18 protein-coding genes are annotated in these 25,506 nt (G+C 49.2%); 5 read left to right on the top strand and 13 right to left on the bottom strand.

Annotation, left to right across the window (positions count from 1 at the left end; genetic code table 11):
* Positions 1-8 precede the first annotated feature (8 nt).
* From LHL18_RS01155 to zwf, 9 genes are all read right to left on the bottom strand, one after another.
* A complete protein-coding gene (locus LHL18_RS01155) occupies positions 9-1,691 on the bottom strand; it encodes an NAD-dependent malic enzyme (protein ID WP_134054764.1) in 1,683 nt (560 codons plus the stop codon).
* Between the two features lie 60 nt (positions 1,692-1,751).
* Positions 1,752-2,597: an HDOD domain-containing protein gene (locus LHL18_RS01150; protein ID WP_226765433.1), complete on the bottom strand. Its 846-nt coding sequence runs from the start codon at positions 2,595-2,597 to the stop codon at positions 1,752-1,754.
* Positions 2,598-2,779: 182 nt separating this feature from the next.
* Positions 2,780-3,247 (bottom strand): Dps family protein, encoded by a 468-nt coding sequence (locus LHL18_RS01145; protein WP_226765432.1) that lies wholly within the window; start codon positions 3,245-3,247, stop codon positions 2,780-2,782.
* Positions 3,248-3,452: 205 nt separating this feature from the next.
* Entirely contained in the window at positions 3,453-5,042 is a 1,590-nt protein-coding gene (locus LHL18_RS01140; RefSeq protein ID WP_226765431.1) for an ABC-F family ATPase, read from the bottom strand.
* A gap of 144 nt (positions 5,043-5,186) precedes the next feature.
* Positions 5,187-5,834, bottom strand: coding sequence for a bifunctional 4-hydroxy-2-oxoglutarate aldolase/2-dehydro-3-deoxy-phosphogluconate aldolase (locus LHL18_RS01135; RefSeq protein WP_134054772.1), 648 nt, complete (start codon positions 5,832-5,834; stop codon positions 5,187-5,189).
* A 2-nt stretch (positions 5,835-5,836) separates the two neighbouring features.
* The gene (locus tag LHL18_RS01130) at positions 5,837-6,811 is read right to left on the bottom strand and encodes a glucokinase (protein ID WP_226765430.1); all 975 of its coding nucleotides are present in this window, start codon (positions 6,809-6,811) and stop codon (positions 5,837-5,839) included.
* A complete protein-coding gene (edd, locus tag LHL18_RS01125; RefSeq protein ID WP_226765429.1) occupies positions 6,804-8,636 on the bottom strand; it encodes a phosphogluconate dehydratase in 1,833 nt (610 codons plus the stop codon). The genes LHL18_RS01130 and edd overlap by 8 nt, the downstream gene beginning before the upstream one ends.
* Before the next feature lie 9 nt (positions 8,637-8,645).
* Complete coding sequence (pgl, locus tag LHL18_RS01120; RefSeq protein WP_226765428.1) at positions 8,646-9,338, bottom strand: 6-phosphogluconolactonase; 693 nt, start codon at positions 9,336-9,338, stop codon at positions 8,646-8,648.
* Positions 9,339-9,341: 3 nt separating this feature from the next.
* Positions 9,342-10,811 (bottom strand): glucose-6-phosphate dehydrogenase, encoded by a 1,470-nt coding sequence (gene zwf / locus LHL18_RS01115; RefSeq protein ID WP_134054778.1) that lies wholly within the window; start codon positions 10,809-10,811, stop codon positions 9,342-9,344.
* Positions 10,812-11,065: 254 nt separating this feature from the next.
* Between zwf and LHL18_RS01110 the strand changes: the two genes are divergently transcribed.
* Both LHL18_RS01110 and pyk read left to right on the top strand, forming a co-directional pair.
* Positions 11,066-11,923 (top strand): MurR/RpiR family transcriptional regulator, encoded by an 858-nt coding sequence (locus LHL18_RS01110; protein ID WP_134054780.1) that lies wholly within the window; start codon positions 11,066-11,068, stop codon positions 11,921-11,923.
* Between the two features lie 122 nt (positions 11,924-12,045).
* The gene (gene pyk / locus LHL18_RS01105; RefSeq protein WP_264190044.1) at positions 12,046-13,497 is read left to right on the top strand and encodes a pyruvate kinase; all 1,452 of its coding nucleotides are present in this window, start codon (positions 12,046-12,048) and stop codon (positions 13,495-13,497) included.
* Positions 13,498-13,565: 68 nt separating this feature from the next.
* Here the strand turns inward: pyk and LHL18_RS01100 are convergent, their stop codons facing one another.
* Both LHL18_RS01100 and LHL18_RS01095 read right to left on the bottom strand, forming a co-directional pair.
* The gene (locus tag LHL18_RS01100; protein ID WP_134054784.1) at positions 13,566-15,083 is read right to left on the bottom strand and encodes an alanine/glycine:cation symporter family protein; all 1,518 of its coding nucleotides are present in this window, start codon (positions 15,081-15,083) and stop codon (positions 13,566-13,568) included.
* A gap of 81 nt (positions 15,084-15,164) precedes the next feature.
* On the bottom strand, positions 15,165-15,851 hold the full coding sequence (locus LHL18_RS01095) for a glutathione S-transferase family protein (protein ID WP_134054786.1): 687 nt from the start codon (positions 15,849-15,851) through the stop codon (positions 15,165-15,167).
* A gap of 149 nt (positions 15,852-16,000) precedes the next feature.
* Between LHL18_RS01095 and LHL18_RS01090 the strand changes: the two genes are divergently transcribed.
* Entirely contained in the window at positions 16,001-16,525 is a 525-nt protein-coding gene (locus LHL18_RS01090) for a YgjV family protein (RefSeq protein ID WP_166670423.1), read from the top strand.
* Positions 16,526-16,543: 18 nt separating this feature from the next.
* Positions 16,544-17,383 carry a CLCA_X family protein gene (locus LHL18_RS01085; protein WP_226765427.1) on the top strand — a complete coding sequence of 280 codons (840 nt, stop codon included), beginning with the start codon at positions 16,544-16,546 and terminating at the stop codon, positions 17,381-17,383.
* Positions 17,384-17,437: 54 nt separating this feature from the next.
* On the opposite strand, the gene LHL18_RS01080 is transcribed toward LHL18_RS01085, so the two are convergent.
* Positions 17,438-20,656 (bottom strand): TonB-dependent receptor, encoded by a 3,219-nt coding sequence (locus tag LHL18_RS01080; RefSeq protein WP_226765426.1) that lies wholly within the window; start codon positions 20,654-20,656, stop codon positions 17,438-17,440.
* A gap of 238 nt (positions 20,657-20,894) precedes the next feature.
* Here LHL18_RS01080 and LHL18_RS01075 point away from each other — a divergent pair, with 238 nt between their 5' ends.
* Entirely contained in the window at positions 20,895-24,053 is a 3,159-nt protein-coding gene (locus LHL18_RS01075; protein WP_319004153.1) for a family 20 glycosylhydrolase, read from the top strand.
* Here LHL18_RS01075 and LHL18_RS01070 read toward each other — a convergent pair.
* Positions 24,048-25,505, bottom strand: coding sequence for a M81 family metallopeptidase (locus tag LHL18_RS01070; RefSeq protein ID WP_226765424.1), 1,458 nt, complete (start codon positions 25,503-25,505; stop codon positions 24,048-24,050). The genes LHL18_RS01075 and LHL18_RS01070 overlap by 6 nt on opposite strands.
* Position 25,506 lies beyond the last annotated feature (1 nt).

The raw sequence follows: 25,506 nt of genomic DNA, 5'->3' as shown, positions 1-25,506 counted from the left end.
TGTCAGTCTCAGGCGCTAACCCGTTTATACTGACGGTACTCTGGTAACCAGAAATTGTCGTCAATTTTTTGCTGCAATAACGAGTCGTCCAACTCAAGTGCCAAGCCTTGCGCCATGGCCACTTTCGCCACGTTAAAAGCGATTTGCTTACTTAATGCCGCAAGCTCGGTAAATGCCGGTAATAAACCACCGCTGCCGTTGTTTGCCAAAGGCGACGCATTGGCGAGTGTTTTGCTGGCGGCCCTTAACATTTCATCGCTGATGATCCGGGCTTTACAGGCTATCACGCCAAGGCCAATACCCGGGAAAATATAACTGTTATTACACTGCGCAATGGCAAACTGTTTGCCATTGTAGCTAACAGGTGCAAACGGGCTGCCGGTGGCAATAATCACATCACCGTCTGTCCAGCTGATAACCTGCTCCGGCGTTGCTTCAACCTGCCGGGACGGGTTACTCAGCGGGAAAATAATGGGTGTACTAACACCGGCTTTCATTGCCCTAACAACGGCTTCGGTAAACAACCCCGCCTGGCCGGACACGCCAATTAACACGCCAGGAGCAGCACAGTTCATCACATCAAGCAATGTTGGAAACTCGCCACTGTAACTCCAGCCTTCAATCGCGGCTGAAGACTGTGTCAGCGCTTGCTGAAAGTCACGTAAGCCCGGTGTGTTGTCGGTGAGCAGGCCAAACCTGTCTATCATGTAGATTTGGCTGCGGGCCTGTTGCTCAGTGATACCTTCTGCCACCATCTGGCTGATAACCTGCTCTGCAATACCACAACCGGCTGAGCCGGCACCCACAAACACCACTTTTTGTTCAGACAAGCGGGTGTTTTTACTGCGACACGCCGCCAGCAAGGTGCCAACAGTCACCGCCGCAGTACCCTGTATATCATCATTAAAACAGCAAACCTGTTCGCGGTAACGTTGCAACAACGGCATTGCGTTCGGTTGGGCAAAATCTTCAAACTGGATAATGGCCTCTGGCCAGCGGCGCTTTACCGCCTGGATAAACAGTTCAACAAACTCGTCGTATTCCGCCTGCCCGACCCGCTTTTGCCGCAGCCCCATGTACATAGGGTCATTGAGCAGCTTTTCATTGTTGGTACCAACATCCAGCATCACAGGTAAGGTATAAGCCGGGCTGATGCCGCCACAAGCGGTATAAAGTGATAACTTACCGATAGAAATACCCATGCCACCGATACCCTGGTCGCCCAGGCCCAGTACCCGCTCGCCATCAGTAACAACAATAACCTTTACCTTGCGCTTCGTTGCATTGCGCAATACGTCGTCCAACTGATACCGGTCGTTGTAGCTGATAAATAGACCACGGGCACTACGATAGATATCAGAAAACTGTTCACAGGCATCACCGACAGTCGGCGTATAGATAATCGGGATCATCTCTTCTAAGTGCTGCTGTAACAACCGATAAAATAAGGTTTCGTTGTTGTCCTGAATTACCCGCAGATAAATATGCTTGTTAATTGCAGTGTCAAAGCTTTTGTACTGCATATAAGCACGGCTTACCTGTTCTTCAATGGTTTCATAGCGTGGAGGCAATAAACCGGCCAGGTTAAATGCCTGACGTTCTTCTACAGTGAAAGCACTGCCCTTGTTCAGCAATGGCGTTTCCAATAACGCTGAACCTGAATACGCAGTGTACAGTGGCGATTTCTTCATGGGTTAATATATCCGAGTAGCAGACAAAGTGCAGACATACTGCCTTTGTCTGTTATTAAATTAATAGATAGTACTGATTCTGGGGTTTAACACAGACAGGATAAACAAGCCTTCAGTGTTACAAAAATCGATAGCGCGAATGATATCCTGCTGCGTCAGTTCTAACAATTCAAGCACGAATGGATCGACCAGTTGCCGGGTTGAGTACATTTCCGGATGCTGGTTTGCCAGCGCAAGTCTTACTGAAAGGTGTAATACCAGTTGCGCAGTGTTCTTTTGCACAAACTTATGGCTGTGTTGCAACGCTACGGGTTCGACAATGCTGTCGGGTAACTGCCATAAGTGCAGCAGTTCAGCACCACATTCTGCATAGGTAAAGCCAAGCTCACGCTCTTGTACTTGCCATGGCCTTTCTTCTGCGCTGTAGTTTTGGCAGCGGTTTGCTTGTTCAGCGTTATTATGCAAAACCACCAGTTCACCGATATTATGCAGCAGCCCTGCAACATAATAGCGATCGTTTGGCTTTAGCTGACAACACTGAGCGAGATAGCGGGCGATAAGCGCTGCGTTAATGCTTTGCTCCCAGAACCTTTCCAAATCAATGGCAGAGGTGTCTACTTTACTGCATGCAGAGGAAATGCCGATACTTAATACCAGGTTGTATACCTGAGTCTTACCAAGTACCAGCAGTGCCTTGCTAACGCTTTCTACCTGATAAGGCAAGTTGTAAATGGCACTGTTGGCCAGCTTCAGCAACTTGGAGGTTAATACCGGGTCGAGCAAAATAACTTCGGCAATCTCATCAAGGCTCGCAATGTCAGAGTCCATCAACTGTTTTACTTTTAAATATCCTTCCGGCAAAGCAAACAGATCTGCAACATTTTGCGCATATTGCAAGGCTTTCATTGGATATTGTCTCCCCTAGCGGATACACCCCAAAGTGCACCAGCTATAAGTGTTACTGCTGAATATGATTTTACAAGCTTTGGCGGGAAAAACTTAGTGATTTTTGTCAGAACGACATTTTTCTGAGGCTAGTTATGAAGTTATGCTGGCAGGCCAGACCAGTGTGGCCTGCCAGCTGATGATTACGCCACCAGGCTACGTAACATCCAGGCTGTTTTTTCATGCACTGTCATACGCTGAGTTAACAGATCCAGCGTGACCTCGTCAGACGCCTCGTCCGCTGTAGGTACTATAGAACGGCCTGTTTTGGCAATAGCTTCATGGCCTTTCACCAGGTCTTTAATCATTTCTTCAGCAGATGGAATGCCTTCTGCCTCTTTGATACTGGTCAGTTTGGCGTACTCTTTATAAGAACCGGGAGCAAACTCCCCTAACGCACGGATGCGCTCGGCAATATCGTCGACGGCCACTGCCAGCTCGGTATACTGCGCTTCAAACAACGTATGCAGGGTCTGAAACATAGGGCCGGTGACATTCCAATGGTAATTATGCGTTTTCAGATACAATGTGTAAGTATCGGCCAGTAATACTGCCAGGCCCTGTGCAATCGATTTACGCTGTTCTTCGCTGATACCAATATTGACTTTCATAGTAGTTCCTCTTGGTTAACCCGGGCAAATAATCAACATAGCATAAAAAATGCTGGCTGAATTTAGCCTTACTGCTCAAAACAATATCTTACCGGGAATAGTTTTAAGTACTGCAATTAACATGGGGATGAAACAGCTAAAATCAAGACATAAAATAGAGCCGGTCTGACAAGACCGGCTTTTAATCTGTATTGCTGGCAGTAGGTTAGACTGTCTGTGCAGCCAGATACTCCTCGTAAGTACCAACGAAATTGCGCACATCCTGCCCGGTAATTTCAATAATTCTGCTGGCCAGACTGGATACGAATTCGCGGTCGTGACTGACAAACAACAAGGTACCTTTGTAGTGCTCAAGCGCAAGGTTGAGCGATTCTATCGATTCCATGTCCAGGTGGTTGGTAGGTTCATCCATCACCAGAATATTCGGCCGTTGCAGCATCAGTTTACCGAACAACATGCGGCCTTTCTCACCACCTGATAGCACCTTAACTGATTTTTTAATTTCATCTTGCGAGAATAACAGCCTGCCGAGAATACCACGTACGGCCTGTTCATCATCTGCAGGTTGCTTCCATTGGCTCATCCAGTCGAACAAGCTGATATCTTCGGCAAATTCGTGTGCATGGTCTTGTGCGTAATAACCAATTTTGGCGTTTTCAGACCATTTAACGATGCCGGATTCAGGCGTTAAATCACCGACCAGGCATTTCAGCAGCGTCGATTTACCAATACCGTTGGTGCCCAGAATGGCGACCTTTTCACCGACTTCAATCGTCATGCCAAGGTTTTTCAATAATTTAAGCTCACCAAAGCCTTTGTTCAGCCCTTCCACTTCAAGTGCCAGCCGATACAACTGCTTTTGCTGCTCGAAACGGATAAAAGGGTTAACCCGACTGGACGCTTTAACCTCTTCCAGCTGAATTTTATCAATTTGCTTCGCCCGCGATGTCGCCTGCTTTGCTTTTGATGCGTTGGCAGAGAAGCGACTGACGAACGTTTGCAGTTCCGCTATCTGAGCTTTTTTCTTGGCGTTATCGGCCAGTAAACGCTCGCGTGCCTGTGTCGCGGCGAACATATATTCGTCATAATTGCCTGGATACAAACGCAGTTCGCCGTAATCCAAATCGGCCATATGCGTACAAACGCTGTTTAGGAAATGGCGATCGTGCGAAATGATAACCATAGTACTGTTACGTTCTGCCAGCACATTCTCTAACCAGCGGATGGTATTGATGTCGAGGTTGTTGGTTGGTTCATCCAGTAGCATAATTTCCGGATCGGCAAACAGTACCTGTGCCAATAAAACCCGCAGTTTAAAGCCGGGCGCGATGGCAGACATAGGGCCAAAATGCTGCTCTACCGGTATGCCGACACCAATTAATAACTCACCGGCACGGGACTCAGCGGTGTAACCGTCCATTTCGCCAAAGGCGACTTCAAGATCGGCGACTTTCATGCCGTCTTCTTCACTCATTTCGGCACTGCTGTATATGCGGTCACGCTCTTCTTTTACAGCCCACAGTTCAGCGTGGCCCATAATAACAGTGTCGATCACTGAGTATGGTTCAAACGCGAACTGATCCTGATGTAACTTAGCAACCCTGTGATTCGGTTCAACAAAGACGTTCCCTGCGCTCGGTTCCAGCTCACGGCTTAAGATCTTCATAAACGTTGACTTGCCGCAGCCGTTTGCCCCGATTAAACCATAGCGGTTACCTTCGCCAAATTTAATGGAGATATTTTCAAACAGCGGCTTAGCGCCAAATTGCATCGTAATGTTAGCAGTTGATATCACAGTGTGTTCCAGAGCAGGTTAAATCGGGTCAGGCCGCTAAGGCCCAGAATAAAAAGTGCGCTACTATACGCTTTTTCCACAGTAAACTCAAAACAAACGCCCGGTATCTACCGGGCGTTTAGCAACAACAAACTTTTGAAGTAATCAGCGCTGGCTTTGTGCTACCGCTGCGTTACATAGCTCGGTAATGCGCGCCCAGTCTTTATTGCTCACGGCGTCATCCGGTACAATCCAGGAGCCGCCGACACACTTAACATTCGGTAGCGCCAGGTATTCAAGGAAGTTCTTTTCGTTAATGCCGCCGGTTGGACAAAAGCGGATATCGGCAAAAGGCCCATGAATAGATTTTAACGTCTTCACGCCGCCTGCAGCTTCAGCCGGGAAAAACTTAAAGTGGCTATAACCCAGCCCCGTGCCTTCCATCAGCTCTGAAATACTGGCAATACCCGGAATTAGTGGAATAGGCGCGTCTTTACCGGCTTGCAGTAACTCGCGGGTCAGGCCCGGGCTAATAGCAAATTTTGCACCAGCATCAATACATTGCTGCAACTGTTCAGGCGTAGTCACGGTGCCTGCACCTACTATGGCGTCGGGTACTTCCTGTGCCAGCAAGCGTATAGCATCCAGTGCAACCGGTGTGCGCAACGTGACTTCCAGTACCTTGATGCCGCCTGCTAACAATGCTTTTGCCATCGGTACAGCGTCAGCGAGATCTTTTACTACGATCACCGGAACCACGGGGCCCTGTGCAAACAGCGTATCAGGTTGCAATTGCCAATTTTCAAATGCCATATTTAGTTACTCGCCAAGAATTGTTTCAGGTAAACCGCAGCACCGACCAGACCGGGTTGTTCTGCAGTGACGACGTAGGTGGCTATCTGGCGATTAAACGCACTAAACCGGCCTTTTGCTTCAAAACGTGCTCTGAATTCACTGTCTGCCAGCAGAGGTAATAGCTTAGGTGTAATACCTCCGGCAATATAGACACCACCAAAGGTACTTAATGTCAGCGCTAAATCGCCTGCCACGCTGCCTAAGCTGGCAAAAAACTGTTTAACAGTGTCCACAGCCAGCGCTGATCCGCCGCTAAGCGCCTGTGCCGCTATTTGTGAGGCACTCAGAGGAGCTTCATTCTGCTTGCGATACAATGCCAGCGCTATATAAATAGCTTCCAGTCCCGGGCCTGATAGCAGACGCTCGGGTGACACATGGCCGTACTCTTTCGCCAGTGTTTGCTGAATAAACCACTCCTGTTCGGTTTGTGCAGCCCAGTCGGTATGGCCACCCTCGCCCGGCAATGGAACAAACTTATCATTGACCGGCAGCAGATGTGCAACCCCAAGTCCTGTGCCTGCACCAAGCACCGCCATTGGTTTACCAGGTTGAACATCGCCCGGACCAATTTTGACTTTCTGCTGTTCAGTAAGCGCAGGTAAACACATTGCTACAGCAGTGAAGTCATTAATTACCTGCAATGCTTCTAACTGCAGTTGCTGCTGCATAGCTTTAATTGAAAACGTCCAGTGAAAATTGGTCATGCTGACGACATCACTGGTAACAGGACACGCAATGGCAATAGCCACATGCTGAATATCCGTTAGCTGCTGCTGTTGCCGGTAATGTGTCAATGCATCGGCAAGTGTCACAAAATCAGCACACGGGTATACGGCAACCTTGTCCAATGCCAACGTAGCCAGGTCTACGCGGCTGAAGCGGGCATTAGTGCCACCTATATCCGCCACTATTGCAAATGCTGGCAACTTAGCCATGCAAATGTTCCTCCGTGATGAACAAACTACAGGCCCCCTGCTCTGCGCCAGTTAACTGACCGCGCAGCGCGCCAAACATTTCGCGGCCCATGCCGTAATAACTCTCTGCCATATCCTGGGTCGCAAGTTCACGTGCGGCAAATTCTGCTTCTGGTACCAATACCTCAAGCTTGCCGGTTAAACCGTCCACCAACATCATGTCACCGGTTTTAATGCGGGCAATGTTGCCACCGTCAATCGCCTCTGGTGTCACATGAATAGCGGCCGGCACTTTGCCTGACGCGCCGGACATACGGCCGTCAGTCACTAAGGCGACTTTATAGCCTCTGTCCTGCAACACGCCAAGCGGCGGTGTCAGTTTGTGCAGCTCCGGCATACCACAAGCTTTCGGCCCCTGGAACCTTACAACAACGATGCAGTCTTTATTCAGCTCACCGGCTTTAAATGCGGCATCCAGTTCATGTTGGCTGGAAAATACGACAGCCGGTGCTTTGACAACCTCTGTGCCCTCGCGCAGTGCAGACGTTTTAATCACACCCCGACCAACGTTGCCTGACAGTACTTCAAGACCACCATGCGCTTTAAACGGTTTTTTCACTGTTGCCAGTACGTCCGGATCCAGCGACTGCTCAGGTGCATCAATCCATACTAATTTGTTGTCTTGTATCACTGGTTGCTGTGTATAACGGCGCAGCCCCGGGCCCGCGACAGTCTGTACATCTTCGTGCAACAGGCCTGCGTCCAGTAATTCACGGATCAGCAGCGCCATACCACCGGCATGCTGGAAGTGGTTAATGTCAGCCTGGCCATTTGGATAAATTCTTGTCAGCAACGGTGTCGCTGCAGATAACTCTGCAAAATCATCCCAATTTACAATAAAGCCGGCAGAACGGGCCATTGCTATCAGGTGCATGGTATGGTTGGTTGAACCGCCGGTTGCCAGCAAGCCTACAATGCCGTTTACCACAGACTTAGCATCAATCATTTTACCGGCAGGCAGATAATCGGTACCTAAATCTGTTAGCCGCGTTACCTGACGTGCGGCGGCCTTAGTAAGCTCATCCCGAAGCTGTGTGCCCGGGTTAACAAAAGATGCGCCGGGTAAATGTAGCCCCATAATCTCAACGACCAGCTGATTAGAGTTGGCGGTGCCATAAAATGTACAGGTGCCCGCAGAGTGGTAAGAAGCTGACTCTGCCGCCAATAATTCTTCTTTACCTACCTTTCCTTCAGCATATAGCTGGCGAACACGGGCTTTCTCTTTGTTCGGTATGCCTGATGGCATTGGCCCCGCCGGAACAAACACAAATGGCAGATGACCAAAGCTCATCGCTGCCATAAACAAACCGGGTACGATTTTGTCGCAAATACCCAGCATTAAGCCACCATCAAACATGTTGTGAGATAACCCAACAGCTGCCGACATAGCAATAATATCGCGGCTTAACAGGCTAAGCTCCATGCCAGGCTGACCTTGTGTTACGCCATCGCACATAGCTGGGACGCCGCCAGCGAACTGTGCGACGCTGCCTACTTCAGATACAGCCTGCTTAATCAGGACCGGGTATTGCTCATAGGGTTGGTGCGCCGACAACATGTCATTGTACGACGACACTATGCCAATGTTGGCTTTGGTTAAACTGCGTAAATCGCCTTTATCCTGCTGATTACAGGCGGCAAAACCGTGCGCCAGATTACCGCAGCTCAGCACGCCGCGGTGCGGCCCTTTCAAGCGGGCTTTTTCCAGACGTTGCAGGTAAATAGCGCGGCTTTTTTGGCTGCGGGCAATAATTCTGTCCGTTACTTTCTGAATCACAGGATCCATGATTATCCCCTAATTATCACTGTACATCACGGTAACCTGTGCTACCGGATGATGTAAAAATGCACGTATTGGCATCGCGAGCACATCGTGCTCTGCCATTGCTTTGTTTAGTACTGTCAACTTATTGCTGCCTACCAGATGCAAAAAGATATGCCGGCTATCTAACAGCCGTGGCAAGCTAAGTGACATACGCTGATAAGGCGCGGTTTGAGGTTCAACCGCCAGCACTGCTGGTGCACCGTCTGACAACCCTTCTTCAATTTGGGCACTGCATGGAAATAACGACGCGGTGTGACCGTCCTCGCCCATACCGAGGATTACGGCATCGAAGGTTGGTAACGCACTGATACGCGGTAACACCTCAGCTGCACCGGTAAATGCCGATGCAGTATCAGCATACAAACTGATAAAGCGCGCGTTGCTGGCTTTATTTTGCAGCAAAGTGGCTTTAACCAGCCGTTCGTTAGAGTCTGGCTGGTTGGCATCCAACCAACGGTCGTCGGCTAATAAGACGGTGACTTTATCCCAGGCTAAATCTGTATTACTGAGCGTGTTAAAAAGCGCTTGCGGTGTTTTGCCACCGGACACAACCAAATAAGCTGCGCCACGCTGCTCGATGGCCTGTTGCAGAATGTCAACCAGACGCGCAGCAAAATCAGCGTTAAGATTATCTGTGCTGCTGAACTGTTGTAATTGCATCATGGTCTATTCTTCCCAGTTACGGTCATCACGGGCCAGCATCGAAATCGATGCGACAGGTCCCCAACTGCCCGCCTGATAAGTTTTCGGTGGCTCATTGCTGGTTTTCCACGCATCCAGAATGCCGTCGACCCACTTCCACGCATGCTCTACTTCATCGCGGCGGACGAACAAGTACTGATTACCCAGCATAGCTTCAAGCAATAAGCGCTCATACGCGTCTGCGATACGCTGCGATTTAAAGGTTTCATCAAAGCTCAAATCCAGTTTACTTTCCTGCAGGCGCATACTTTCACCAAGGCCCGGGATCTTATTCAGCACCTGAATTTCGACGCCTTCATCCGGCTGTAAACGGATGATCAGCTTGTTGGCCGGTAAATGACTGTAGGTAGCATGGAAAATATTATGCGGCTGCGGTTTAAAACTGATCACGACTTCGCTCAGTTTAGACGCCATACGTTTACCTGTACGCAGATAAAACGGCACGCCGGCCCAGCGCCAGTTATCAATATCAACTTTAATTGCCACGAAAGTTTCAGTTTTACTGTTAGGACGGGCGCCCTCTTCTTCCAGGTAGCCCGGTGCAGCTTTGCCTGCAACAAAGCCGCTGGCGTATTGCCCACGTACAGTCTTTTCCTGAATATTACTGATATCAATTTTGCGCAGCGCTTTAAGTACTTTCAGCTTTTCGTCACGAATGCTGTCCGCATCCAGTCTGGCCGGAGGCTCCATTGCAATCAGCGTTAACACCTGCAACAGGTGGTTTTGCACCATATCACGCATCTGGCCGGCATCGTCGTAATAACTCCAACGGCCTTCAACACCCACTTCTTCTGCGACGGTAATTTGTACATGGTCAATCGAATTATGATCCCAGTTACCGGCAAAAATGGCATTTGCAAAGCGTAAAGCTAATAAGTTAAGAACGGTTTCTTTACCCAGATAGTGGTCTATACGGTAAATCTGGCTTTCTTTAAAGAATTCAGCGACCTGATCATTGATCACTTTTGATGAGGCCAGGTCATGGCCGATAGGTTTTTCTAACACAACTCTTGCAGGCTCTGCCGCCAAACCCGCAACGGCCAAACCTTTGCAGATAGAACCAAATAAAGAAGGTGGCGTCGCAAAATAGCTGACCGGCACACGTTTACTGCAATCGGTAACGGCTGTCAGCTTGGTGTAGTCCTGCTCGTTGGCTAAATCCAGCTGCACATATACCAGTTTCTGCTGTAACCGCTGCCAGACCGCATTATCCAGCGGCTCTTTCAGAAACTTATTCAGGTTTGTTAACACCAGCTCAGCATAATCTTCGGTAGACATTTCATCACGTGCAACCCCGACAATACGTGATTCTGCACAGAGTAAATCGGCTTTTTCCAGCTGATACATGGCTGGTAGCAGCTTACGGCGTGCCAAGTCACCTTTGGTACCAAACAGGATTAAATCGCATGCTGAATTTTGTGCTGTTGTTGTCATAACTGACCCTTGCTTTATATGTAATTTTACAACACTTAGGCCATACTAGCGTAGCATCACAGGGTTGTAAACCGGATATCTTGTAATTAAATTACAGATTGCGTAATGTTTTGACTATTCTTATATAATAAGGCAGCCTTAGCAACGGATCTGTTGTTTTGTGGTAAATTTAATACTGTTTTGACCACAACACAGAAGGGCTACAAGCCTTATTACAACCTGTATAAGCCAAATTATAAGTCAGGAATCGCCGGATGAATGTGCTGGAAAAAATCGTCAATAGCGTAAATAACTTTAGTAAGTCGGAGCGTAAAGTTGCCGACGTCATTCTGGCTAACCCGCAAACGACTATACACAGCAGTATAGCTGCCCTGGCCAAGATGGCAGATGTCAGCGAACCTACAGTGAACCGGTTTTGTCGCCGGCTTGATACCAAAGGCTTTCCGGATTTTAAATTGCACCTGGCGCAGAGCCTTGCAAACGGCACGCCTTATGTAAACCGTCACGTTGAAGAAGAAGACGGCCCCGAAGCTTACACCGCTAAGATCTTTGAATCTACTATGGCAGCTTTAGACACTGCCCGTCAGCGCGTTGATATTGCCACCGTGAACCGGGCGGTAGATGTGCTGACGCAAGCAAAGAAGATTTCTTTCTTCGGGCTGGGTGCTTCTGCCTCTGTAGCACACGATGCACAGAATAAATTTTTCCGTTTTAACGTGCCGGTTGTCTGTTTTGACGATATCGTCATGCAGCGTATGAGCGCCATTAACAGCGCCGAAGGCGATGTGGTGGTATGTATCAGTCATACCGGCAGAACAAAAAATCTGTGCGATATAGCAGCGATAGCCCGTGAAAATGATGCCACGGTGATAGGTGTGACAGCTTATGACAGCCCGCTTGCTAAAGAATGTACACTGGTGTTGTCACTGGATGTACCTGAAGATACTGACATGTATATGCCAATGGCGTCCCGCGTTGCGCAGTTGGTATTAATTGATATTCTGGCGACAGGTTTTACCTTACGTCGTGGCAGTAAGTTCCGGGAAAATCTGAAAAAAGTTAAAGACAGCCTGCGTGGCTCACGTTTTGATAAGAAAGACTTCAACAACTAATCTGCTGTAAGGTGCGGTTGCCGCGGCAACTGCACCAACCTGTCGTTTTTATTCCTTCCTGCGCTGTATTCTGTAATAAAATTACATTACACTGATCCCACCTGAAACTCCCTCTTTGCAATATGCAGGAACAGAACATGCACAGAAGAACAAAAATCGTCGCTACGCTGGGGCCAGCCACCAGTACTCAAACCGCTATTGAAAAGCTGATCCAGGCTGGAGCCGCGGTATTCCGTTTGAATTTCTCGCATGGCAGTGCCGATGATCACCGTGAACGCGCGGCGATGGTAAGGGCTGCAGCGGCGAAGCTAGGCGCGCATGTTGCAATTCTTGGGGATTTACAAGGGCCAAAAATCAGGGTGTCCACCTTTAAAAACGGTGCCGTAATGCTTGAAGAAGGCCAGCCATATGTGCTGGATGCAGAACTGGCTAAAGGTGAAGGCGATGAGCATCAGGTTGGTATTGACTATAAAGAATTACCACAAGACGTTAAAGCCGGCGATTTACTGTTGCTGGATGATGGTCGTATTCAATTAACCGTTGACCGTGTTGAAGGTGCCCGCGTTTATACAACAGTAACAGTCGGCGGTAAACTGAGTAACAACAAAGGTATTAACCGCCAGGGTGGCGGCTTAACTGCCCCTGCCCTGACTGATAAAGACAAACGCGACATTATTACTGCGGCAGAAATCGATGTAGATTTTTTGGCGGTGTCATTTCCTCGCAGTGGTGATGACCTGCGCTTAGCGCGTGACTTAGCACTGGCCGCCGGTTCTGAAGCGCGCATTATGGCCAAAATTGAACGGGCAGAAGCCGTTGCTGATAACGAAACACTGGATGACATCATCCGCGCCTCTGACGCTGTGATGGTCGCCCGGGGAGACTTGGGCGTTGAAATTGGTGATGCAGAACTCGTTGGCCAACAAAAACGCATCATAGCGCGTTCACGCCAACTAAACCGCGTGGTCATTACCGCTACGCAAATGATGGAAAGCATGATTGAAAGCCCTATGCCGACCCGTGCTGAAGTAATGGATGTGGCTAACGCGGTACTCGATGGCACTGATGCAGTAATGCTGTCGGCGGAAACTGCTGCCGGTAAATACCCTACAGAAACGGTGCGCGCCATGGCGCGGGTTTGTGATGGGGCTGAAAAACACCCGAGCGTGCAAATATCCAAGCATCGTATGGATGTGACGTTTACCGAGATCAGCGAAACCATAGCGCTATCAGCAATGTATGCAGCCAACCATCTTGAAGGTATCAAAGCGATCATTACACTGACAGAGTCTGGCTACACGGCAAAACTGATGTCGCGGATCACGTCACCACAGCCAATTTTTGCGCTGTCACGGCATACTAAAACGCTAAACAAGATGGCGCTTTATCGTGGGGTATATCCAGCATTTTTTGACAGCACTGCGCTGGATGGTCAGTCTCTGGCTGATGCTGCGATTGATGCGATAAAAGCCAAGGCGGGTTTAAAAAGCGGCGATCTGGTCATTATGACGCATGGTGATGTGATGGAGACAATCGGCGCCTCTAACACCTGCAAGATAGTACAGGTGAAATAAGTTTTACCATCGTATTTAGCATGAAAAAAGCCCGGTGAATACCGGGCTTTTTAACTTTAAGCGATAAACTACTGCTTATCTTTTTGCTGTAGCTCTGCTTGTTGCTTCGCCAGCTTGTTTTCCCAGAATGTGGCGTTTTTAATGCCGAGCCTTACCGGGTCAAAGCTAATTGGGCCACCATTTTTCTTTTGCTCTTCATAATCCCGTAAACAACGCATGGTCGGTTTATACATAAAAAATATCGCCAGAATACCAACAACGTTTACCCAGGCCATCAAACCCACACCGATATCACCGATATTCCAGATATAACCAGCGCTGTTTACCGTACCGTACGCCACCATAAACATCAGCAGTAGCTTAAACAGCACTACCGGTAATTTGTTGTTAAACACCCGGTTTAAATACGCTACGTTAGTTTCAGTAATGTAGTAATAAGCCAAAATAGTGGTGAAAGCGAAGAAAAACAGCGCTATGCCAACAAATATCTGGCCAAAATTACCAAAAACACTCAGCAGGGCCATTTGTGTAAAAGCAGCTGAACCAATTTCGGTGGCCGCATCAACGTTTTGCACGATAAACTGGCCAGCCGGTAACTCACCGGCTACGTTGTACTGTTGCGTGATCAGGATCATCAGTGCTGTCGCAGTGCAAACGAACAAGGTATCAACATAAACCGAGAAAGCCTGTACAAGCCCTTGCTGAGATGGGTGTTCAACCTCCGCCGCGGCGGCGGCGTGTGGGCCAGTGCCCTGCCCGGCTTCATTAGAATAAATACCGCGCTTAACGCCCCAGCCAATAGCAGCACCAAACCCCGCCTGAGCACTGAAAGCATCACTGAAGATAAGGTTAAATACGCCTGGCACTTTATCAAGATTCAGAAACACGACGATAAGCGCCATAACAATGTAACCCAGTGCCATAAAAGGCACCACTATCTGGGTAAAATGAGCAATGCGCTTGATACCGCCGAAAATGATAAAAGCCAGCACAATTAATATAATTGCCAGCGCAATCAGCTTATAGGTGCCTACTTCTCCGAAACTGGTGACAACCATGTTGCCATCACCAAAAATTTGCGTCACCGCATTACCCACTGCATTTGCCTGCACACCGGGTAAGAAAATACCGCAACCAATGATTGCTGATATAGCAAAAACTACACCAAGCCAGCGCCAGCCAAGGCAACGTTCAAAGTAGTACGCCGGGCCACCACGGTACTGGCCATTTTCTTCAACTTTGTAAATTTGTCCCAGTGTTGATTCTGCATAAGCGGTACTGGCACCTAAAAATGCCACTACCCACATCCAGAAAATTGCCCCCGGGCCGCCAAAACCGATAGCAGCAGCGACACCAGCGATATTACCCACGCCTACCCGGCCAGACAGGGATACCGCCAAAGCCTGAAATGAGGAGATCCCTTTGTCAGATTCATTGTTATTAAGCAGCAGTTTGCACATTTCCTTGAAATGCCGCACCTGTGCGAAGCGTGTCAGAATTGAATAAAATAAACCGGCCCCGAGACATAAATAAATGAGCGCCGGGCTCCAGATAATGCCGTTCAGCGCACTAATAAAGCCTTCCATTTCTGTTCCTTATAATTATTTTGCATGAAGATTGTTATACGCCGCCTAATTTGCCACATCAGCCGCGGAATAGCTACGGCGTTAGCTGCTCTGACGGTAATCTGCGATAACCTGTCCGAAGTTGGCGATTTCTGCATCATGCGCCTGATCCTGCCACGGCTCTGCCAGTGCCTGTTGATACCAGTTTTGCATCGCCGGTAAGGCAAGCAGATGATTCAGGTACTGTTTGGCAGTTTCGCTAAACGGCAGGTCATAGCTCTGCATACGAAAAGCGACAGGGGCAAAAAAAGCATCGGCAGCAGTAAATCTATTACCCGCAATAAAGGGACCACCAAAAGTACTCAACCCCTGCTCAAACAACTCGTTAAGCCTTGCAATATCAGCCTTCAGGGCATCACTTATTTTGTGCAGTTTGACGCGGTGGCAACAGCTCATACCGCACGTGCTACGCAATGTGCTGAAGCCTGAATGCATTTCGGCGGCTGCGCAGCGGGCGAAAGCACGCGCTTTTATCTGTTCCGGCCAAATATCTTTATGTGTTTCGTACAGAAACTCAGTAATGGCCAATGAATCCCAAACCACGATGTCTTTTTGAACCAGACACGGCACTTTACCACTGGGAGAAAAGGTTCTGAACTTTTCAAAATTGCCTTGCTGGCTAAACGGCACCAACTGCTCGATAAACGGAATATTAAGCTGCATCATCAGCACCCATGGCCGTAGCGACCAGGATGAGTAATTTTTATTGGCAATGTAAAGTTCACGCATTATTTCTCTCCTTCTTAAAGCCGTTACCGGCATTACTCTTCGGCTCCGGTTTTTGCCGGATTCTTTATATCTTATACCTTTGTTGTCGCGAGTACTTCGGTAAATTAAGGTACAATAGCGCTATTACCTTAGTTGTTTAAGAGGTGCATTTGCCTGAATTTACCCTGCTGTTTGTCCTGTCACAATTGCTGGCGGCATTGGCTTTTACCAGCGGCATTATTGCTTTTCAGCAACATCAGCGTTCAGCGATGCTGAAGTTCTGGTTTGTTTCTGCTCTGCTAAACGCCTGCCATTTTGCCGTTTTAGCTCAGTATCAGGCAGCCTTGTTTGTTGGACTTACATCAGTACGGTTTCTGGTTGCTGCTGTCAGCCCCAGGCTACATTGGATGTACGTCTTTCTAGTATTGTCCAGCTTGCTGTTTTTTATCAGTTATTCTAACCCAATTAACCTGTTGCCTTATCTCGCTGCCATAGTGGGTACCGTCGGCAGTTTTCAGAAAAACGTAACGCTGGTGCGTATTTTAATGGCAATCGGTGCCAGTGCCTGGATAGTGCACAATCTGCTGGTCGGTTCGCCGGTTGCTGTATTGATGGAGCTGGCATTTTTAAGCAGTAATCTGGTCGGCTATATAAGAAGCCGTAAACTAAACCCGGCTGCTGACCCGGGGCAATAACCCGATGCTATACGTCTTTTGACGGCACAAAATTCACGTTATTATCAACCTATGCCAGACCTTACACCGCGTATTCAGCGCCAGTATTACCGTAACGGGCCTCCTCATCGTGGCGGAGCCGATGTCAGCTTTGCCGATCTGCTAAAGATATTTGGATTTAACAGTATCCATATTGGCCGCTGGGTCACAGCTGATGAGCAGCAGCTGGCGGCTAACCTGTTTTTTGATGCTTTTTGCGATTTGCAGCAACTGTTGCAGGTACCGTCAGAGGTGATATCACTCAGAGGTAGCCTTGGGCTGACATTCGGTATTGGTGGCCAACCTGGTGTATGTGCCCATTATCAGCCTCAGGGGCGGATCCTGGCGCTGGCTAAAAATGCCGGTGGCGGCAGCTTGGCACACGAGTGGTATCATGCGTTTGATCACTATATCGCCGAAAAGATGTTTACACTTCACGATACGCGTAACCAGTTTTCCAGCAGCTGCTGGCTGCAGCACAAGCCCTTAAAACCACATTATTTCAATACGTTGCTAAGCGAAGTTTATCAAAAACTATTTTTGTCAGATAGCGCCGAAAGTGAAAGCGGCTTCTTTCGCCACTGCCGGCAACTCGACTCAAAAATGAACCGGTTTTATCTGGCTCGGCCAGAGGAAATGGCCGCGCGAGCCTTTGAAAAGGTGTTACAGATGCAGCCTTTGAAAAACAGCTTTTTGGTGTCAGGTACGCTAAAAAGTGACGCCGCCGCGCATGGTATATACCCCGATGACGCACTGACTGATATTCTCGCAGCCATTTGGCTACAGTATTTTTCTTTGCTGGGGCACGGGCTAACTAACAAAAATAACAGTTTGCGCTGATAAAAAAACGCGCAGTATCAGCACTGCGCGTTTTATCAGAACAGCAAACAACGATCAGAACACACCGCGCACGCTTAACGCATAGCGACGGTCAGTCGTGAAGTTTAATGCATCTGTTCTTACGCCGGCCTGATTCATCTGATACTGAGTTTTAGTTTCGGTATTCAGCAGGTTGCTGCCTTCGATACCAACTTTCCAGTTGTCATTAATGGAGTAATACAGGCTGGCATCCATCATACCCGATGCTTTAGCGAAGGCCGGAACATATTCTTCAGACTCGCGCAGCGTTAACAGGTATTCCGAGCGCCAGGTGTAAGCCAGACGGAAGGAGATTTTGTCGTACTCGTACATACCGACGATATTCATATTTTTATCAGAGTAACCTTGCAGTGGTAAACCACTGAACACACGGAAAGTGTTGCGGTTATCCGCTATCGGGTTACCATTTTCGTCAAAGCCTAACGTGCCTTCCGAGATCTCGTTCGGGTCTTCCAGGCCGCTCTGATCGATGTATGTGAAGTTAAACTGTAAGCCCAAACCACTCCAGGCTCCGGGCAACATGTCGTAGAACTGCGAGTAAGATAACTCCACGCCGCGGATAGTGCCTGAGCCGGTATTAGCCGGGCCATAGGCTGACACATCATATTCTTCGCCGTTGTATGTTACGTCCAGATTAAACTGTCGGTTACGAATAATGTTATCCAGCTTCTTATGAAACAGACCTGCGGTAACATAACCTGCCGGCGCAAAGTACCACTCGACACTCAGATCAGCATTTACTGACTCCTCCGGCTCAAGGTAAGGGTTACCGGCCAGTGCTGTAACTTCGATATCATCGATACCAACCACCGGGTTAGTCTCTTCGTCGTAGTCTGCACCAGGTGTTTGCAGACGGCGGGTATAATCCAGGTCCAGCAAGCTGATATTACGCGCATCAACCAGGCTTGGATAATATAAACCTTTAGAGATACCAAAGCGCGCCACGATTTCATCGGTAAGGCCAAAGTTAACGTTGAAACTGGGTAGTATAGTGTCGTAATCGGTGCCCTCAACGGTACTCAACTCTGACTCACCGCTAGCCAGGTTGTAATAGCGCAGATACTCCGGTTGCTGCATTACTGCATTGAGCGATGTTCCTGGCTCTCCGCGTCGGGTAATTTGCGGCTGAACAAAAGCACCGGTAGACTCCAGCTCATAACTGACATAACGCAAACCCAGATTACCTTTAACCGGAATATCCTGATTCACCAGCTCAAAGTCTGCACGCAGATAAAACTCTGTACGTTGTTCATTTGAAGAACTGATATTATGCGCGGCAAAAGGCCCTTCAACACGATTAGGTTTGTCGGCATAAGGCACATAGGTGCCGGTACAAACACCATTATTGGCAGCACTGCTGGTGGCATTATGCCAGCCGTCACGACAGCCCTGACGTAATGATTCAGCATAATTCCTTACCAGATCCATCTTCGGAAACAGGAAGTTATTCACATTACCCTGCAGCACCTTACCATTGTAGTAATCAGAAAAATCTACCCGTTCAAATAGCTCCGGCCGGTTTACTGCTGCTGCGGCATTACGATCGTTCATGTCCCATGGAGTACCGATAGCAGACCAACCTTCATAAGCGGTATCACGAACAGTGAGATCTTTGTCACTGTAGTAAAAACCGGTTTTAATGGCAGTAAAAGCGCCGTCCAGCTCATAAGTAACATCGAATTTATAACTGTCGGCTTTAGCCGTATTGTGTTCTTCCTGCTCCATGCCGCTGCCCAAAAACACATTAGGCACAGGACCGTTCCAGTCTTCATTAGGCGACCAGCCAGCGGTAAGAATATTGTCACTCAGAAATTCAACCGTCGGACGCTCACCACGCATATCAAGGAAATAAGGCGACACCACGTGTACATGGTTACCACGGGTTTGACCGGACATACTGTAGTTGTGTACGATTTTTTCTGAATCAATATGCTGATAATCAAGCACCAGCGTTAAACGATCGCTCGGTTTTAACTTCAGGTTAAATGAGGTGTCTTTAACGGTGTTTTCGTTATAATTCCAGCGGCTACGATAGAAAAACGGTGTTTCCGGGCTGACACCAAGCGCTATACCTGAGGTAACAAAGCCGTTGTCGGTTGTCAGTGGATAGCCATTTTCCAGATCTTCCGTCCAGTTCTGTGACGAGCCCATAAAACCACGAAAGCCCTGCGCTGCCTGACCAATCTGCCGCTCATTCCATTCCAGAGATGCGTCTGAGTTGATATGTTCCAACGTCGCGATGATAGTATTATCGGTGTTAGCCCACTGCAGCGACGTAGTAAAGCCAGTGCGTTCACGATCGTTGTCTGCTGTACTCATATGAATGGCCACCGGAACATGCCAGACACTGCCTGCGGGCTGGCCGGGCAAGGCCGGACCGTCGACCGGTGAACTTGGGTCAACCCCCGTTATTCCGCCCCACTGGTCCAGCGTAGGAATAAAAGCGTCGCCACGGGAGTGGAAGTTACCCAGCCCTACGCCATCACCACGCGATTTGTATTCAGACCTTGAGCCGGCGATTAAAAAGCCAAACTTACCGGCTTTTGTTTCCCAGCTGTCTGAAAACAGCGCCGAGAAAGACGGTGTGATTTCTTCGCGAAAATCACCGTAATTAGCTTTAGCGCTAAAGGCTATCAAACGTTCCGGTGAATCAAATGGCTTGCGCGTGATCAGGTTGACTGTGCCGGCAATACCACCGGAGATAAGATCCGCGGTCTGATTCTTCACAACCTCTACCGCACCGAGTAACTCAGCGGGAAAATCTTCATAGCTTAAACCACCCCAAGGATTAGCGCTAAAGGCGTCTCGGCCGTTTACCTCGGAGCGCACACGATCAAGGCCACGCACCAGCACGCCGGTGCCTTCATCGGCATAATGTTTAGGATCGTCAGATGAAGCAAAGCGCTCAATCGTCACACCAGGTACACGTTGCAGTGCTTCAGTCACTGATTTATCCGGTAAAGCACCGATATCTGTGGCGGTGATCACATCTTTTACTGTGTCAGCGTAGCGTTTAAGTTCCTGCGCCGATTGGATACTGCCTCTTATACCTTTTACTTCAATAACCTCTACAGGTTGTTCGCTATTCTTCGCAATGACATCGCTGTCATTTTGTGGCGACGTCTGTGCTGTTGCAGCAAAAGGGCTAAGACCCAGTAACGCAGCCGAAATAGCCAGACTGAGCCTGGCCCGTTTTTTACCGCAGGTAACGCTATCGCTGAGTAATTCAGACATGATGTTTTTCTCTTCTGTTCTTGTTTTAATCCGTTTAGCTCTGTCGGCAGCGCAACTACCGGCTAAGCCACTGTATACTTGTCTCGTTCTTCCTGGATTAAGCCGGTAGCACTACCAAGCCCACCGCACTTAAATGTTACTTTGTACCATCAAGATTAAAAAGTAAACAGAAATTGTGCAAAAAATCCCTTCATATAGCATTGAATTATAGACATCCTATCGTTTATTGCTTATTAATATGTTACCAAGTAACAATTCAAGCTGGCTGTTTATGCGATTTATCTGCTGTTCTATATTGCTGTTAATAAGTACGGTTTCTGCTTCAGAGCCTCCTAATTTACTACCGGTGCCGACCAGACTGGTGTTACAGCAGGGAGAATTTGATTTCAGCTCTGGCTTTAATATCGACGCCTCGGACAACATTTTGCTTAATCAGGCAACAGAGCGGTTTGTTCAGCGCTTAGCTCTGCAAACCGGCGTCGATATTGCCGACACGCCACAACAAACCTTGCGCATTACAGTCACTGACGCCCGCCAAAGCAATATACCGGTTGTGCAGATGAACGAGCAGTATCAGTTGCGTATCAGCCAGCACGAAATTGAACTTGACGCCACAACAGAAATCGGTGTTTTGCGCGGTCTGGAAACGCTATTACAGCTGGAGAAAAATGGCAAAGCCCCTGCATTACAGCTGTATGATGCGCCGCGGTTTAGCTGGCGTGGCGTGTTACTGGATCCGGCCCGGCGCTTTTTGCCTTTTCCAACTTTGCTGCGCCAGCTGGACATTATGGCGGCGGTGAAATTGAATGTGCTGCACCTGCATCTGACTGATGACCAGGGTTGGCGTTTTGAGTCAAAGCGTTTTCCCAGGTTACACCAGCTGGGAGGCAAACAAGGCTACTACACACAGCAACAGTTACGGCAGTTGGTACAGTATGCCGCGGAGCGTGGCATCCGCGTCGTACCGGAAATTGACCTGCCGGGCCATACGACCGCTCTCGGTATTGCTTATCCTGAACTGATGAGCCAACCCGGGCCGAAACAACCCGAAAAACACTGGGGAGTGCATCCGGCCGTGTTGGACCCAACGAATGAAGCCGTTTATGACTTTCTGACTGAACTGATCACGGAAGTAACAACGGTATTTCCTGATCCCTATCTGCATATCGGCGGCGATGAAGTGTTGAGCGAGCATTGGCTTGGCTCGGCTCATATCGTAAAGTTTATGCAACAACATCAGCTGGCTGACGCTACTGCGTTACATGCTTACTTTAACCAGCGGCTGCACAGCATACTGCAACAGGCTGGCCGCACTATGATGGGCTGGGATGAAATAACGCAGGGCAGCTTACCAAAATCGGTGCTGGTGCAGTCATGGCGTGGCGTAGAATCGCTGCATCAGGCCGCTGCGGAAGGTTACGATACCGTATTATCGACCGGCTATTATCTGGACCAACCACAGTTTGCCGCCTTTCACTACCGTAACGACCCGGCGCCAGCAAACCTGCCGCAGCCAGATTTATCAGCGCCTGCCCATTGGTCTGCCTGGCATTTTGATTTCGAGCGGCTGCGCGGCAGCGCCATAACAGGCAAGTTGGCCCTGCTCGGTCTTACTGACGGCACAGTGCACGCTTTAATGGAGTTTGATGGCCGCTCACCGGCCTTCGTACAGCAACCTGTCTTAAACGCTGACAAACTAAGCTTCCGGATTGATAGCTGGATGGGGCCGCTTACTGCAGATTTTACGCTTGGCGAAACACTACAGGGTAAGCTGATTGTCGGTAATGCGCCTTACCAGGTCAACGGTTCTGCAATAGCACTACAGCAACGCGCGGATAAAAAGTTACCGGTAGCAGCGCCCGTTCCTTACACCTATGATACTGACGGCAGCACAACGCAACACATTCTCGGTGGCGAAATGGCGTTATGGGGCGAGCTGGTGACGCCAGACAATATCGATATCCGCTTATGGCCGAATGGTTTCGCTGTTGCTGAGCGACTATGGTCAGCTCAGGATGTCACTGACGAAGACAGTATGTATCAGCGGCTCGGCTGGCTTAATGAGCGGTTAAATCACTTCAGCCTGCAGAACATAAGGCAACAGCAACAGGGGTATACTGCTTTGGCAGGTGAACATTCACAGGCTTTAGCAACTGTCAGTGAGGCTTTTGAACCCGCGCATTATTATCATCGTCTGCATCAAAAGTCTGCTACCGGCATTTATCATCAGGATGCCCCGCTTAACCTGCTGGCTGATTTCTTACCAGCCGAGCAAAGCGCTGTCCGCCAGTTTGAACAACGGTTGCAGCTTTGGTTGGAACAACGCCAGGCTGTCGACAAGCAGTGGCTTAATGAGCAGCTTGCGAAGTGGCAAACCGCCGCTAACGGACTGCTTGCAACAAATGTCGCAACTCTCAAACCTTACAACTCTCTGATGCAGCAACTGGTAGCATTAAGCCAGTCAGGCCAGTTAATGCTGAACAGCATTGAACAGCAAAAACCGCTTTTAAAAACAAAGCGCGACAGCATCGCACTGCAGCTTGAACAGGCCGCGACCATTCAGCATGAGATAATTATTGCCCTGCACCGGCCACTACAAAAGTTACTCGAACATACTCCGCACAGCCATATCTGGGTTAAAGCGGGGACTTTCAGCGGCGCGGTAGAAGGTCCGGCTGTCGATACTGCCGGCAACCTGTATGCTGTCAACTTTGCAACCGCTGGTACCGTCGGCAAAGTCAGTGCTGATGGCAGTGCAAGTCGTTACATTACATTAGCCCCTGGCAGCACCGGCAACGGCATAGTGTTTGATGAAAACGGCGCCATGTATATCGCCGACTATACCGGCCACAATATTCTGCGTTATCACAACGGCACGCTGGATACCTTCAGCCACAACAAGACGATGAACCAGCCTAATGATCTGGCCATTATGCAAAACGGTACTTTGTTTGCCAGCGATCCGAACTGGGCAGATAACAGCGGCAAATTATGGCGCATTAGCCGAAACGGCCAAAGCGAGTTAATGCGCGCCGATATGGGTACAACCAATGGCATTGCTGTAAGCCCCGACCAGCAATTTTTATACGTTAACGAGAGTGTGCAGCGAACAGTATGGCGTTTTCGGATCCTGCCGGATAACAGCCTGGCTGACAAAACACTGTTTGCCCGCTTCAGTGAATATGGCCTTGATGGTATGCGCACCGACAGCCAGGGGAATCTCTTTATCGCGCGTTACGGCAAAGGCGTGGTAGCGAAACTGGATAAAAACGGCAACCTGTTGCAGGAATACCGGCTAAACAATGCCTTACCGACGAATGTAGCCTTGAGCCGTGACGAAAAGACTTTGTATGTCACCATTCAGCAGTGTGGCTGCATTGAGCGCATTGCACTATAGCGCGAACGGCTCTTCTACTATGGGCCATATCGGCCTGGTCAGGTGGCGGTAGCCATTACGCTTAGGATCGCTGGGGTATGGCGCCCCGGCATCGACATAAAGTACCTGCGCCGCCAGCGGCGCAAAGCCCTGATAAAAATGATTAGTCGACTTGATCAGCAGCAGGCTGCGCTCTTCCGGCGCAATACCCAGGGCTCTGAACAGGCTGGGGTCAAACGACTGACAGCGGTTGGTATTCAGAATAACGTCGATACCATCAAATTTAATCAATGCACAGTCACCCATAGGCACACTGCTGTCGGCAAACTGCTGCTCAGCATTGGCTTTAAGCCGGACAACCTGCACTACTTTGTCTATTGGCTCGCCAGCAGTGGCACAACTTTTACCACCGAAACGTAAGCTTATCCGGGCGCCTTCTCCGGCGGCAAAACACAACTTAACCGCCATAGGATCCCAAATAGTCCCAACAGCTACATTGGTCAGTTTACGTGCAAGTATCTGCTGCAAAATTAAGGTGCCATCCCCTGCTACACCGCCACCCGGGTTGTCCCAGACGTCGGCCAGCACAGTCGTGCCCTTACTTTGTACGGCTAACGTCAGTGCGGTTTCTATGCTGTCAAACCGCGGTAAAGTGCGTCCGCGGAAAGAAAACAGTTCCAACCCAAGCTGTTTTGCCAGTTGCTGCCCGAGTTCAGGTTTGTTATCAGTGACGACCAACAATTGCGTGCCCATATATGGCACGTCCCCCGCCATAAAACCATGAATAACCGAAATCGACAGCACTGACGGTTGTTGCTCTAACTGACGGATCTTCGTGATAAAGGATTTCATCGGCTCATGGCTGGTTGGCAATACATCTATCATCCGGCAATCGAAACTGCTCATGCTGGGCTTAACCTCACGCTGCACTGCTGCCACCGCCAGGCGCACCAAATCACGCGCGCACTGCATAAAATCCAGATGCGGGAACTCTTTAAATGCTATGAGCACATCAGACGCTTTGAGCCGGTCAGGTGTCAGGTGGCTATGAGGGTCTAACGTGGCACCAATAAACACATCTGGCCCGGTTATTTCACGTACCCGCGTTAGTAAGTCACCCTCACAGTCGTCATACCCCTGCGCCACCATAGCACCGTGCAAGCCAAGCAGTACCGCCTGCACCGGCATAGCCTGACGCAATTGCAGCAAAATTTCATCGCGTAACTGCTCATAAGACTGCCGGTTCAGCAAGCCGCCTGGCTCAGCCCAACTGCAACTGCCTTCTATTACTTCAATACTGGCATTGCTGCTGGCGTATTCACGGCAAGCAATCAGTGGTGCACTGCATAACGTAGGTGTGTCCGGATGTTGGCCTGGTGGCGCATAAAAGCTCTGATAGAAGCTATGCACATCGGTATACATCGGCGAGAACGTGTTGGTTTCAGTTGCCAGCGAGGCAGTAAAAATACGCATA

The sequence above is a fragment of the Rheinheimera aquimaris genome (assembly GCF_020531985.1).
GTDB classification, from domain to species: Bacteria; Pseudomonadota; Gammaproteobacteria; order Enterobacterales; family Alteromonadaceae; genus Alishewanella; species Alishewanella aquimaris.
The sequence above is the reverse complement of the archived record's forward strand: the minus strand, read 5'-3'. Positions and strand labels throughout refer to the sequence as shown.